Raw genomic sequence first — 14544 nt, 5'->3', positions numbered from 1 at the left:
TTCCGCGCCCTCTGGATGCAGGCTCTGTGTAGGAGCTGACGAGTGAAACGAGGCTGCGATCTTTTGATCCTGTTTTTATATAGCAAGATCAAAAGATCGCAGCCTTCGGCAGCTCCTACAGGGTCCGAGCACAGAGGTTTGGCAGCGCCCCACAGAATTTGAGGTTTTTGAAATGAATGTTTTGATCATTGGCAGCGGTGGCCGTGAACACGCCTTGGCCTGGAAAGTGGCTCAGGATCCGCGTGTGCAGAAGGTTTTCGTTGCACCGGGCAATGCTGGCACCGCCATTGAAGCCAAGTGCGAAAACGTCGCCATCGACGTCTTGGCCCTCGAGCAACTGGCCGACTTCGCCGAGAAAAACGTTGCCCTGACCATCGTCGGCCCGGAAGTGCCGCTGGTGGCTGGCGTGGTCGATCTGTTCCGCTCCCGTGGCCTGGACTGCTTTGGTCCGACCGCCGGTGCTGCGCAACTGGAAGGTTCGAAAGCCTTCACCAAGGATTTCCTCGCCCGCCACAAGATTCCGACCGCCGATTACCAGAATTTCACCGAGATCGAGCCGGCCCTGGCTTATCTGCGTGAAAAAGGTGCGCCGATCGTGATCAAGGCCGATGGCCTCGCTGCCGGCAAAGGCGTGATCGTCGCCATGACCCTGGCCGAAGCCGAAGACGCGGTGCGTGACATGCTCGCCGGTAACTCGTTTGGCGACGCCGGTTCGCGCGTGGTGATCGAAGAGTTCCTCGACGGCGAAGAAGCCTCGTTCATCGTCATGGTCGACGGCAAGAACGTCCTGCCGATGGCCACCAGCCAGGACCACAAACGCGTCGGCGACGGCGACAGCGGCCCGAACACCGGCGGCATGGGTGCCTACTCCCCTGCCCCGGTGGTCACCGCCGACGTGCATCAGCGCGTGATGGACCAGGTGATCTGGCCGACCGTGCGCGGCATGGCCGACGAAGGTAACGTCTACACTGGTTTCCTCTATGCCGGTCTGATGATCGACAAGGCCGGTAATCCGAAGGTCATCGAGTTTAACTGCCGCTTCGGCGATCCGGAAACCCAACCGGTGATGCTGCGCTTGCAATCGAGCCTGGTGCTGCTGGTCGAAGCCGCGCTGGCGCAAGCGCTGGACAAGGTTGAAGCGCAGTGGGATCCGCGCCCGAGCGTCGGCATCGTGCTGGCCGCTGGCGGTTACCCGGGCGACTACGCCAAGGGCGCAGCGATCAACGGTCTGGACGCCGCAGCAGGTCTGGAAGGCAAAGTCTTCCACGCCGGCACCGCGCTGAAGGACGGTCAGGTGGTCACCGCCGGTGGTCGCGTGCTCTGCGCCACGGCCATGGGCGCAACCGTAGGTGAAGCTCAGCAGCAAGCCTACCAGCTTGCTGCGGCCATCGACTGGGAAGGCTGCTTCTACCGCAAGGACATTGGCTACCGCGCCATTGCCCGTGAACGCGGCGAAACCCAGGAGTAAGCGATCCATCAGGGCCGGCGCGGGATGTGATTCCTCGCCGGGCTGTTCGGTCGTCGCGCATCGTTATATTCTGGCATCAACCTACGAAGGGATTTCGCCGTGCGCTGGCTCAGGATTGCCATAAGCTTCACCGTCACGCTGCTGACCGTGCTCTGCATGCTCCCGGCCCAGGCCACGCAAGGCAGTGGCTGGTCGGTATTGCTTGACGATCAGGGCATCCTGCAGCTGAGCGACATCCGCTCCGCTCGCTTTACCAACCAATTCAGCCCCATCGAACTTGACCGCCTGACCGCAGCCGAGCGCGAGGGTGCCTTGTGGCTGCGCTTCAAACTGGCGCCGGGCAAGCACGAACAAGTGCTGCGCATCTTTGCCCCCGATCTGTCCCAGCTCAATCTCTACGTGCTCGACGGCGACCGGCTGATCGAGCAACGCAATAGCGGCAACGAACGGCCCCAGGCCGAGCGACCACTGCCGAGCAGCGATTTCATGCTGCCGCTGCCCCAGGCCGACAGGCCGCTCGACGTCTACGTGCGCATGGTGTCCGACCATCAGTTACGCCCGCATATCACCCTGGAAGCGGCGGTGGAAGGCGCAGCCAGTCAGACCCAGACGCTGGTTTTCGGCCTGCTGTTCGGCTGCCTCGGCATGCTGTTGCTGCACAATCTGGTGCGCTATGCCTACTCGCGCTCGCGCAGCAGTCTGTGGCTGGCGATCTGTGAAGGCCTGCTGGGACTGAGCCTGCTGTTGCTGCTCAATCTTGCCGGCCCCTGGTTGCCGAACTGGCATGCAGTCCAGACGCCCGGCGCCTATCTGGCTTTGCTGCTGACCGCCCCCGCCGGATTGATGTTCGCCCTGCGCTTCTTCGCGCCACTGGGTCAGCATGCGCTGAACAAACTGCTGTGGGCCGACATTTGGCTGATCGTGAGCTGCAGCCTGTTACTGCTGTTCGTCGACACCTTGCCGCTGAACATCATCACCTATGCGCTGGTGGCACTGGCCGGCCTGAGCATGTTGCTGGTGGGCTTCTATCACTGGCAGAAGGGCTATCGCCCGGCGCGCCTGTTCGTTGCTGCCATGGTGGTATTCAACATTGGCACGCTGATCATTCTGCCGGCGCTGCTGGGGCTGACGCTGGTTGCACCGCAAGGGCTGATCATGACGCTGATGATGTTCATCTGCATCAGTGGCCTGCTGATGAGCATTGCGCTGGGCGAGCGCCAGCGCAGCATCACCGAAAGCCGTTTCAGCATCAGCCGTGATCTGGCGGCGAGTAATGCCGAGATCAACGCCAAGGCTGAATTCCTCGCCAAGATCAGCCACGAGATTCGCACGCCAATGAACGGCGTACTGGGCATGACCGAGTTGCTGCTGGGCACACCGCTGTCGGTCAAGCAGCGCGATTACGTGCAGACCATCCACAGCGCCGGCAACGAGCTGCTGACCCTGATCAACGAAATCCTCGACATCTCCAAACTCGAATCCGGGCAGATCGAACTCGATGATGTGCAGTTCGACCTCAATGCGCTGATCGACGATTGCCTGAGCATCTACCGGGCCAAGGCCGAGCAACAGAATGTCGAACTGATCAGCTTCATCCAGCCGCAAGTGCCACGGGTGATCAGCGGCGACCCGACGCGCCTGCGCCAGACCTTGCTGAGCCTGCTGGAAAATGCCCTGAAGAAAACCGAGGAAGGCGAAGTACTGGTCGTCGTCGCCCTCGACGAGCGTAGCAGCAAGCCGCGCCTGCGCATCGCCGTGCAGGACAGCGGGGTGCCGATGGATCCGGATGAGCGCGAAGCGCTGATGCATGCCGAGCTGCACAGCAAACATTTCCTGTCTGCCAATCGCCTGGGCGGCAATCTCGGGCTGGTGATCGCACGGCAACTGATCCGTCTGATGCAGGGCGAATTCGGCATCAAGAGCGGCGCCACCCAGGGCAGTACCTTGTGGCTCACCCTGCCGCTGGACCCCGATCGCCTCGAGCATCCGACCTCCGATCTGGATGGTCCGCTGCAAGGCGCGCGGGTGCTGGTGGTTGACGACAATGACACCTGCCGCAAAGTGCTGGTGCAGCAATGCAGCGCCTGGGGCCTGAATGTCAGTGCGGTGCCATCGGGCAAGGAAGCGCTGGCGCTGCTGCGCACCAAGGCGCACCTGCGTGATTACTTCGACGTGGTGCTGCTCGATCAGAACATGCCCGGCATGACCGGCATGCAGTTGGCGGCCAAGATCAAGGAAGACCCGAGCCTGAACCACGACATTCTGCTGATCATGCTCACCGGTATCAGTAACGCGCCGAGCAAGATCATTGCGCGTAATTCAGGCATCAAACGGATTCTGGCCAAACCGGTGGCCGGTTATACGCTCAAGACCACGCTGGCGGACGAACTCAATCAACGCAACAAGGGCCAGGTTGTTTTCCAGCCGCAGGTCGTGACTGCCGCCACCGCCGCCAAGGTGCCGAGCGATTTCCGCATCCTCGTCGCCGAAGACAACACCATTTCGACCAAAGTGATTCGCGGCATGCTCGGCAAGCTCAACCTGCAACCCGACACCGCGAGCAATGGCGAAGAAGCACTGCAAGCCATGAAGGCCCAGCGTTACGACCTGGTATTGATGGACTGTGAAATGCCGATCCTCGATGGCTTCTCCGCCACCCAGCAGCTGCGCGCCTGGGAAGTCAGTAACCAGCGTATCCGCACGCCGATCGTGGCGTTGACGGCGCACATTCTTGCCGAACACAAGGAGCGTGCGCGTCAGGCCGGGATGGACGGGCACATGTCCAAGCCAGTCGAGCTGTCACAGTTGCGCGAACTGATCGAACACTGGGTCGCCCAGCGGGACCAGCAGAACCGGACGGCGTCGACGTTCTGAGATCTCCCGGGTCGCCGATTCGATCAAATTTCCAGACTGCTCAAGTACTTGAGTGAGCCCGTGATTACCGAATTCTTGACCTTTTCTCGAAACTGCGTGTAATGAAGGGTATTGAAGGTGATGGCGGCGAACTGCTCAACGCTGTTGTGGATCAGCGTTTCATCTTCGCTGAACAGAAATCCCCGCACCGCTCGCTCGACCTGAAACTGGCGATGATAGACGCCCATTTCCACCTTGTTCGGGCCGTTCAAGACGCAGGGAATCATCTGGAAAAAACCGACGTTAGCGCGCAGGCTCGCGGACTCGAACAGGTTGAGCGCCAGTGCGTTTCGCTCCATCGCTACCAGAGCACGGCGTATTGGCTCGCTGAATGCTTCGCCGAGGTTGCTAGAGATACGCTGTGTGGCCTGCGTGGCCATCCGGCGGTTATTCAATGGCGCCAGTGTTTGCGGTTTCGGCATATCCCAGCCGACAAACCTGAGCACGTTGCAGTAATACTCGAACCAGTCACCCGACAGTCCGTCATTGAATGCAGCGCGCGTCGCCCGTTGTGCATAGGCGGTGCTCATATAGATGTCTTCACGATGTGACGCCGGCAGACCACCCGCAAATGCCACAATACTGCCGCCCACGACCGCTGCCTGCGGTGTATTCAGATCTGTCACGATTCGATCTCCTCTGGCAGAGTCAATCTTGCGACACTGCTGGCACGCCGGTCCCTGACTTTCAAGGCAATTGCCTTGCGCGCAGAACGATAGAGGGTTTCGGAAAGAGTGGCCCGTGCGTGATTCGCCTGGACCACGCCTCGCACATCATCGGGTTGATACACCTGTTGCAACGGATTGGACGTCAGCGCTTCGCGGGTCTTGAACTGGACATGCGAGGTTGTGATCGAGGACGGAGAATTCGCGCAGGTGACCAGCAAGCGCACATCCATCGACGATGCCGGTGCTGTGATCGCTTGCCCCGTCTCGGCGATTGTCATGCAATTGCGCAACAACTGGATCGCAGGCTCTTCGCCCGCCATCTTTGCCATTCGAGCAAGCACGTTGGTCATTGTGCGGGTATGCCCCAAGGCGCCTCGGGTTAGCGCAGTGGTAAAAAAATCAAGGGAAGTTTCCTCCGTTTCATTGCTGACCGTCCAGGTCTGACTGGACTTTTGCTGGCGCAACCAGAAGTCATCAAGAACCCCTACATAGGCGTCGTACCAGTTCAGGCCCGGAGACTTTTCGACTTTTTTGTTGGCCACCAGTTGCGCCAATAAAGTTGAGTCAACCAGATCATCATAAACTTCCAACTCGTCCGTTTCAGGCAAAACCAGAATGGAAGCTCCGACGACCAATATCAACCAATTATCAGCCATATTATTTTCTCCCATACAAAAAAGGGCGGCCGACTTTCGGCCACCCTTCAAATTCAATTAAATATCATATTCTTCGATTTTCGAAACAGCATTCAGACCCAGTCGGCTTCGGATAGTAGCGCGAGTGGCCTCTGCGACTTCTGTGTTCTTGGCAAACATCGACTCACCGCGGTACATCTTCACATTGCGGACATCCACATCTACAAACATGACTTTGGTTGAAGTGTTCCGGCGCAGAAAACGTACCGCGCCGACCGCCATGATGGCTTCACCGTGAACTTCGGTGCAGGCGGCAGCCGTAACACCACCAACGCCCTGGTTCAGCAGATTGCGCTCGTAAAGCGTCAAGGCGGTTTCACGTGTCTTCAGCGCAGCAATGGCGTCTCCCGCAACCTTCAGCATCAACGCGGCGGTGGGGCCAGGGACGGTGACACCAGCAACGACCGAGCTGAGAATTTCCAGCACCAGTTTATCCATCCGGACACTGGTGCCAGCGACTTCCAGGTCACTGTAGAATTTGCTGATCGGTGCCCAGCCCGCGTTGGTCATGACCTCGCGGAACAACAGATACCATTCCTGGCCTTGATGTTCCAGCGGATACTTTTTGTTTGCTACCAGACTTGCGAAAAGAAAGGCGTTTTGCGCATCGGATCGATTCTGATCGCTGAGCCCACCCGAGAAGGACAGGATACCTTCACCAACAACAGCGGCTTTATCGGGAGCCTCGATCACGTCGCCCGAGTTGATACCCAGAGCAAAACTGCGACTTTTAATAGCGGCAGGCTGATCAATTTGATATTCCTGCAAACTGCCAATGCAGTTGGAAATATAGGCTTTTTGAATGTACTGGTTATTCATCATGGATTCCTTATCCTTATTAAAACAAGCCCTCATGAACTTGTGAAAACAACCATAACCAAACCATTAACCAACAACAAACCAAAACATGTAACATCAATTACCAACCAAACTAAAAGCCAACTAACAACCTATAACGCAACAACATCAAAAGACTTTGAATTCATGACACCCACAAGTCATTGACCGACTGATAGACTCCTTCCCACACTTTCCTGCTGCGAGCCGAAACCATGCTCCACGTGTTATTCAGCGTTTACCTGAAGATGCTGGTGCTCTACAGCCCGTTCTTCGTGTTGTCCTGCTTCATCAGCCTGACCCGTGGTTATTCGCGCAAGGAACAACGGCGCCTGGCCTGGAAAGTGGCGATCGCCACGCTGATCTCCAGCGTCTTGCTGTACCTGTTCGGGCGGGTGATTTTCGATGTGTTCGGCATCACCGTGGATGCCTTCCGGATCGGCGCCGGCAGTGTGCTGTTCATCTCGGCGTTGGGCATGGCACAAGGCAAGTCCGTGGTGCAAAGCGACAATGTGCAGCAAGACGTGACCATCGTGCCGCTAACCATTCCGCTGACCGTCGGCCCCGGCACCATCGGCGCCTTGTTGGTGATGGGCGTCAGTCAGCCGCATTGGGACGACAAGCTCACCGCGATCATGAGTATCGCGCTGGCCAGTTTCACCGTCGGCGTGGTGCTGTATCTGTCGAACCGCATCGAGCGGATTCTCGGCGATCAGGGTTTGCAGATCGTCAGCCGTTTGATGGGGCTGTTTGTTTGCGCTCTGGCAGCGCAGATCATCTTCACCGGGGTCAAGGGCTATCTGGTGCCATGAATCAGGGCCGGAAACCGTAGTCGACAGAAAAACGCCGCGAACAGCATGGTTCGCGGCGTTTTGCCTTGAGGCGAGCTTAGCCGGCGATGGCCGCCTCAGCGGTCATCGCCCCGAATGTCACGCTGCCAGCGCGCCCTTTCATGGCCTGCAGTTGCCGCACCAACGCAGAGACCGGCAGGGATTGCCGGGCTTTGAAGGCGAGGAACACTTCCCCGCGCAACAACGGATCGGATGAGCACACATCACGCAATATCAGCGTGTGCTCATTGGCTGGATCCACGATGAGCAGATGCTCCTGAACGATCTCGAACAGCAGGTTGTCCGGCGTGTCGAAGTCCCAGATCAACTTGCCCGGGATCGGAGTTGCCTGCCCCGGCGCATGGCGACAGTCAACGATGACCGAGTCCAGTCGCGACCAGGCGGCCTTCGACAGATAACAGGTAATCCCCCCCTGCCCCAATCGCACGACGAGCGTGCTGACGTCATCGGCAATAAGCGGTAGCAGATCATTTATTTTGTCGTGGCCTTCAAGGGTCATGACCTGTGCATCGCGCTGAAGGTAGTCGAACGGTCCGAAGATGTGCATGTCCGGATACACCTGCACCGTGCCCTTCCCGCGCTCGTGCAGCAAGACACTGGTCTGATTGCGGGTGCCCAGCATGACCACGTCCCCGGGCATGTCGTCGATGGCAACGCTCACCAGACGAGCGCTGTGCACGTCGTACCACTGCAAATGGCCAGGCGCGGCTTCCACTGACACAAAAGCCTCGTGGTCGACCCTGGCCAACAATGCTTGCATGTGCTCGATCAGACGCTCGCCCTGTGCCGCCACCCAACGACGGTCGACAGCGGTAACCCGGGCTGTCTGCTGATGGCCCAGTTGCAGCGATACGCCGTCGGCGGTGGTACCGCGCAAGCCGGAGCCTTCGACCCTGACGTCGGTAAACCGCCAGTCGCGCCACGCCCGCACAGGAATTGGCAGAACGTCACTGTGCAACAGTCGCAGCCCCTCACCAAACGCCCGCACAAGCTGCTGTGGTTCAACGAACCCCTGGGTCCAGATTTCACCCGTGGACATATTGAACAGCCAGGCCGCCCGATTATCGGAGGCCATGCCCAGCAAGCGCACTGCAACGTCGCGACCCGGATCGCACAGGAGCAGGCGGCCGTTCACACACCAGGCACTCAGGTTGCCGTCACCGGCCAGATTGCGTAAACCAACGATCGCAAAACTGTCCACCGGATAGCGTTTGGCGAGTAGCTCCAGCGTCAGCCACCAGTGCTTGTGATTTTTCAGCCACTGCTCGCCGACGGCATAGAGAGGCCACTCGCCTTGCGCAGTCAGATTAAAGAGTCGTCCCTCGTCATCGAGTATCAGATAGCCGCTCTCGACTGCCATGACTTGTTTGAGCCCTGGCGGCTGCACCCAGCGATCCGACCACTGCTCGACGCCCTGCGCGACAACCCGCTGTCGGCGACATAGGGTCTGGTCCAGACGGTTGTAAATGAAAAAGACATGTTCTTGCTCTGTCATTGGCAGCAACACCAGATCCGTCAGATTCTTGATCGAATCCGGCCAGCCACGGGCGTGATGGGCCGAGGGCAGCGGATGAATCAACAAGCGGTCGGAACTGCGGATCCAGACGATATCGCGCTTGTCCGTGGCGAATGTCCAGCTGACGGAAACGTACGTCGCCGGTTGCCAGTCGACGGTCGTTTCACCGTCCCGCTCAGCAACGTGACGAAGCGCTGCGTACTTGCCCAGCACCGATGACCAGTCGGCCAGGATCGCGCTGGCGAACAGGGTCGCCTGCAGCTCAGGCGCCGTCTCGTGGGTGACGGAACTCAACAGCAATTGCTGCCGATGGATCAGATAATTGAACCGACGGGGTCTGCCATGGGCATCGATGACAGTCTGCACGACATGAATCACGCCATGGGCATCCATCTCGACAGGACCAATCACGCTTTCGCCCTCAGCCAGGATCAACCGATAGCGATACCTGAGCAATCCGCTGACGGCATCGACCTGCCAGATGTCATAGCTGTCCGCCAGATAGAAATACGCATACCCATCAGCCACCAGGGCCAGTTGCGCATCTTCGGTATCGGCGATTTCTTCGTTGCGAATATAGAGGAAGCGGTCTTCCCGAGCGTCATACCAGGCCGTGGTGGAGCGCGGCGCCTGCGGCGATTCGAACGGAATCATCCAGTCATGCACCGGCGTATACGGCAGCACCAGACGATGCTCCTGGGCCAGCGCTCGGAAATGCGTCAGCAACGCTTGCTCATCCAGCCCCTCCGGTGCGCTTTGCTGGATGACATCCAACTGACGCTTGCCACGGTCAACGCTGAACGTTTGTTGATCGCCCGTGCGAATCAGCAGCGAGTGACGTCCATGGCCAGTTACTTTCACGTGCACATTACCGATGTACAGATCGCCCAGGCGTTCAATCCGGATATCACCTTCGCGTGCCCAGGCGGCCTCCAGCATCCATCTGGAAAAGTGCTGGCTCGACGACACGAGTTCGATGTGAGCGTCTGGATTGAGCGCCAACGTGCAATGTGCGCCACTGCCGAAAATTTTGTACGACACGTGATTTTTCCAGGCACGCGGTAGCGACGGGACCACCAGAGTGCGTTCAGCCGGGTCCAGAACAACCTCGATAACGGTGTCGCGATACTGGGGAAGCAGACGGTTGACGATGTAGTGCGAAGGAAATGAGTAGAACGAAAACAGAAACAGCCAGTCGCCGTTGGCTTGCCTTTTTTCCAGGCGGCGGGCGATGTCGAAACCACGGTCGTGCCGCGAAGAAGCAAACGGCAACGCCTTGTATTCATAGCCATAACAAGTCTCTGGGGTGCACGGCAGGACGATGGCTTGCCCCTTGGCCGGTGCAAACGAGAGCTGACCGGGCAAGTCCAGGTGCTGGCGCACATTGATCGCCCGAGAGTAATCGGCGGCGAAATCCGGCACACCGAAGTGGTCGCGTAACGGGTAAAGCCTGGGGCTGTCGAGTATCAGCGCAGTGGCGAGCAGATCAATTCTTTTGACCACCAGCGCCGGCGCCACCACCCACGCTCGCAGGTCGTCATCGAAGCGATAACCGACGCCGTGATGAGCTTCTTGCAGGTCCGCGAAAAACGCCCCGACTTCCTGGGCGTTGCGTGCGATGGCGGCAAACCCTTGCGCGAGCGCCGCCACTCCCACAGCCAACCCGCCCAGGATCACCCCGGCGCCACCCAGCACCGCGGCGGCAGTCGACGCGCCAGCCACCGCCGCTCCGACCCCACCGGCCGTCAATGCCAGGCTGGCGGAGTCGAACGCCAGCTGCGTACCGTATTGCGCTTTTTCAACATCATTTGCGGCGGTCACCAACTGATAGATGTCAAAACCGACATTGGCCAGTCCCAGCACAGCCCCGACCCCTTCATTGGCGGCATGCCCCAATGCTTCCGAGACAACCGATGCACAAGTGCGGGCAATGATCTTTTCTTCGCCCAGCGCGGTTTTGACCAGCTGCACCAGCCCGACCACATCCACGACGTTGCCATGCAGCAACTGCGCGTAGTTGAGGTAAGCGTGCAGACGTACAGCGGTGGTCAGCGTGCGTCCCTCGCCTTCACGTCCGCGCAAGGCGTTCATCAGTGCCTGGATCGCGAAACCGGCATTGAGGGTATGGACACTGCCGACCTCCGTCGGATCGAGCACCGCACCGGTTGCGGGCGGTTTGCGCGCCAGCGTTGAAAACTGCTCGGACAACCAGTTTTTGATCCGTAGCAGTCGGTGGTCGTCGCTGACAACCTGCACTACCCGTTCCGGCTGCGCCGGGTCGATCAGACTCACTCGATACTGGCCCTCGGGGGTGACCTCCAGGGTTTCGAACAACGGCACCAATGGGGTGACCGAAGCATGAAGGTCTTGCAGCGTCGCCGTCGCGCTGGCGATCTGCTCGCCCCACCAATGACTGTCCAACCCGAGCAGGCTGGCGCCCAGGCGGGAATTGTCGACCAGTGATCGACCATGGGCGCTGTTCATACGCTGGCGCAGCTTGCCCGCTGGCTGCCCGGGCAATGGCTCGCCCTTGAGCATCTTCGCCACCTCGAAACCGGCGGACAATGACAACGCCGCCACTTGCTCGCCCTGCAACTCGATCAAGTCAAACGTCGGCCGGATTTCACCACCATAGGCCGCGTAATATTTGGCCATGCCCATCTTCAGGAAAAAGTGCTCAAGCGCTCGCTTGAGCATGGCAGCACTCTCGAACTCGAACACCCCGAAATTGGGGTCGTAAAAATGATAGAGAACCTTTTCACCCACCACGGTTTTCGCCAACAGCATCGAGTGATTGTCCGAGTTGAGCATCAGCGTCCGGGTGCCCGCATGACGCTCCAGTGCGGCGGTGACCTGGCTCAGATCGGCACGCGACAGCGTCTTGCCCACCTCACTCAACTGGGTCCCGCGCAGTTCCTCCAGCGCTTGCACAAAAACAATCGAATCATTCTGCTGCGGCTCAAGGACGGCCAGATAAAAACGTTGGCGCAGGTGATGGAAAGCCGTTCCGCCCGTCGCAAAAGCCGCGGCCATCATCAAGGCCAGAGGGTAACAACGCCCGCCGATGGACTCGCCAACGCCATCAAGCAACAGATCCTGCGGCACCGGTTGCACGCCGCTGACGTCGAGTTGACTGAAGACCTCATCCATCTGCCGGGCAATCTGCAAACGATGTTCCAGCACGGCCACTTGTTGGATCTGCGCCACGTAACGCCCCCACTGTTGCAGGGTCTGCGCTTTCATCAGCGCCGCTTTTTTCAGGTCCAGCGCGCTGACCGACGCTGCCGGTTCCACGATATCGCTGACCAGCCCGTTCAGGAACGCTGCGTCTTTGCGGGTATACAGGTGTCGTTCAATGACGGCGTAGCGACTCGAAGTACCCAGATCACGGACACTGTTGGCCAGGTTATCGAGTTCACCGCTGTGGGCTTCGAAGCGTTGGCCGTGCAGCGAATCGATTCCCAGCAACATGCCCAGCGCCAGGCGTTGCAGTGGCGATGTCTTGGCCAGTGTCAACTCACCATGGGCCATCGCGCTCAGCACTTCATCCAGTCCCAGACTCAGGAATCGGCGGTCATGCGGAAAAGCCCCCGGTCGCGCACCGACCGGCTGATTCCTGATGCGCTGGCGATCGGCAAAACTCAGGGGCAGCGGATCATCGAACGTAATCGTCACGTCGAGGCCCTGACGCATGGCCTCGACGAAGCGATCATCCAAGCCGTCGACCAGGCGTTGCAAGATATCGGTCAGCACCACCGCCCGCCCTTCAATCATTGGCCAGCCCTGTTCGAATTCAATGGTCGAACCCGTGAGCAATTGACCAACATCGCCTTTGTAGCGAGTGGGATAAAGGCCTTGCTTCCAGCGCGTCTGCTCATCCTCGACCCATTTCACCGGATCGGTCGCGTTGTCCTTCCAGGAGTGATCCAGTTCTTCCTCGGTGGCGCGATTGACCGAGGCATAGCGCGCAATGGCCGCCTCGGTGCGGATCGCCTCGGCCTGCGCCGGGGTGAAATGCAATCTGGCGTAATCGGCCATGGCGTCGCGTATCGCGCCCGGGCCGGTCAGGTAGATGGTGCCTTCGCTCTGGCGCCGGATGCCATCACTGAAATAGCTCGCAGCCGCATTGGCGAGATAACCTGCGAGGATTTCTTCCTGGTTCGGCAGTTCGGGGAGCGGACCGTAGGTCTGCTCCAGAGTCGTCTGTGCCAGCGGCAATACACCTTCAAAGTCAGTCAGTGCGACACCGCGCTGCGCAGCCAGACGCAGGGTGTCATCGACCAGCTGATAGTTGAAGCGGATACGGTCGATCACCGCTTGCAGTGTCGCCGATCCGGCATGGGCCATCAGGAATGCATTGGTCATCGAACTGCCTTCGGCGACCGCTCGCAACATGAAGGGGCGAGCCAGCAGATCGGTCGGTGCCTGGAAAACCTGGCTCAATACCGGACGGCTCTTGGCGAAAGCCTCAAACGCCGCATAGTGCTCTGCCGGAATGCTCTTGGCATAGCTGTTGGAGGGCTGACGGCCCGGCATCCAATCGGGATTGTGGTTGAGCAGCAATTGCACAATACCCAGGCGAGCGTCGACGTGCAGAACCTCAAGATCCACCCCCGCCATCTTCGCTACCAGAGGCGGCAAGTTATCGACGTCGGCATAGCAGCCGCTCTCGCGATACAGCACTTCGACCCGCACGATATCCGACGCTGCCGCCAGATTGCCGCGCAAACGCATTTCCTGCTCATAGTGGCTCTGAAGCTGCAAGGGCGCAGGCGCAGCGTCGAGGTCGCGCAACTGCAGATCGCCTCCGGCCATGCCTTGCAGGGTGCGACGGTTCTGCTCGCGCAGTGCCTGCAACGACGCCGCGTCCTGGCCATAGGCGCGAACCAGAAGGTCGATCCGTGCGTCATCGGCCGATAGCCCTTTGGCTACAGCCTCATTGAGGTGTGCCTGCATCTGCCGCTTGAGAACAATGGCCCGCTCTTCGTAAAGGTCAGCCAGCGTATTTTCATCGACCGGTTTATCGCCGACCCCGGCCAGGGCATCGGCCTTGGCAGCCTCGACCATCAATTTGTTGGTCTGGTAGGCCAGCAGCGCATCGCTGTCGTACCAGAGGTTGAGCGTGTAACCCTGCCCGGCGAGTACTTGTTTCCAGACATTGAGGTAATCACGCTGGATATCGCCAAGTCCGCCCCCGAGCCAGACGAAGTGCAGCGTTTTTGCAACTTCTGTCGGCATGGTTTTCAGCAGTTCGATTCCTGCATGAACACGCGACTCGAAGGTTTCGACCCGCTCATAAATGCGTGTCAGATCCGGGCCGGTCCTTTGATCGGTGGCACCCGCAGATTCCATCTCGCGCCTCACCCGGCCCGGCCCCTGCAATGGCTCCAGCGTCTGACGTAACAGCCGCAAGGGCTCAAGCAACTGTTTCGAATCCTTGGCAGCAACACAAGCAGCGTAATATCGCAGCAGCGCATCGTAGTGCCTGGTGTTTTTGTGCAGCAATAACGCTTGTTCAAAATCACTACGCGTAAAGAGCTCTGCAAAGTTGACAAAGGTTTTATCAGCTGACACTTCAATATTTCGCATAACGCCC

At 59.1% G+C, this 14544-nt stretch carries 7 protein-coding genes; 3 read left to right on the top strand and 4 right to left on the bottom strand.

What is annotated here, in order from left to right; genetic code table 11:
* Positions 1–172 precede the first annotated feature (172 nt).
* Together purD and J2Y90_RS09040 are read left to right on the top strand one after the other, a co-directional pair.
* Positions 173–1468: a phosphoribosylamine--glycine ligase gene (purD, locus tag J2Y90_RS09045; RefSeq protein WP_253498690.1), complete on the top strand. Its 1296-nt coding sequence runs from the start codon at positions 173–175 to the stop codon at positions 1466–1468.
* Positions 1469–1567: 99 nt separating this feature from the next.
* Complete coding sequence (locus J2Y90_RS09040) at positions 1568–4342, top strand: hybrid sensor histidine kinase/response regulator (RefSeq protein WP_253498687.1); 2775 nt, start codon at positions 1568–1570, stop codon at positions 4340–4342.
* Between the two features lie 23 nt (positions 4343–4365).
* Here J2Y90_RS09040 and J2Y90_RS09035 read toward each other — a convergent pair whose 3' ends face one another.
* The 3 genes from J2Y90_RS09035 to J2Y90_RS09025 are packed head-to-tail and all read right to left on the bottom strand — an operon-like array spanning position 4366 to position 6563.
* Entirely contained in the window at positions 4366–5007 is a 642-nt protein-coding gene (locus tag J2Y90_RS09035; protein WP_253498684.1) for a hypothetical protein, read from the bottom strand.
* Positions 5004–5705, bottom strand: coding sequence for a hypothetical protein (locus J2Y90_RS09030; protein WP_253498681.1), 702 nt, complete (start codon positions 5703–5705; stop codon positions 5004–5006). The genes J2Y90_RS09035 and J2Y90_RS09030 overlap by 4 nt, the downstream gene beginning before the upstream one ends.
* A 57-nt stretch (positions 5706–5762) precedes the next feature.
* Positions 5763–6563, bottom strand: coding sequence for a hypothetical protein (locus tag J2Y90_RS09025; RefSeq protein WP_253498678.1), 801 nt, complete (start codon positions 6561–6563; stop codon positions 5763–5765).
* Between the two features lie 233 nt (positions 6564–6796).
* Here J2Y90_RS09025 and J2Y90_RS09020 point away from each other — a divergent pair, with 233 nt between their 5' ends.
* Positions 6797–7393: a MarC family protein gene (locus J2Y90_RS09020; protein ID WP_253498676.1), complete on the top strand. Its 597-nt coding sequence runs from the start codon at positions 6797–6799 to the stop codon at positions 7391–7393.
* A 76-nt stretch (positions 7394–7469) separates the two neighbouring features.
* On the opposite strand, the gene J2Y90_RS09015 is transcribed toward J2Y90_RS09020, so the two are convergent.
* The gene (locus J2Y90_RS09015) at positions 7470–14537 is read right to left on the bottom strand and encodes a TcdA/TcdB pore-forming domain-containing protein (RefSeq protein ID WP_429460197.1); all 7068 of its coding nucleotides are present in this window, start codon (positions 14535–14537) and stop codon (positions 7470–7472) included.
* Positions 14538–14544 lie beyond the last annotated feature (7 nt).

It is taken from the genome of Pseudomonas koreensis, assembly GCF_024169245.1.
GTDB lineage: Bacteria > Pseudomonadota > Gammaproteobacteria > Pseudomonadales > Pseudomonadaceae > Aquipseudomonas > Aquipseudomonas koreensis_F.
The sequence above is the reverse complement of the archived record's forward strand: the minus strand, read 5'-3'. Positions and strand labels throughout refer to the sequence as shown.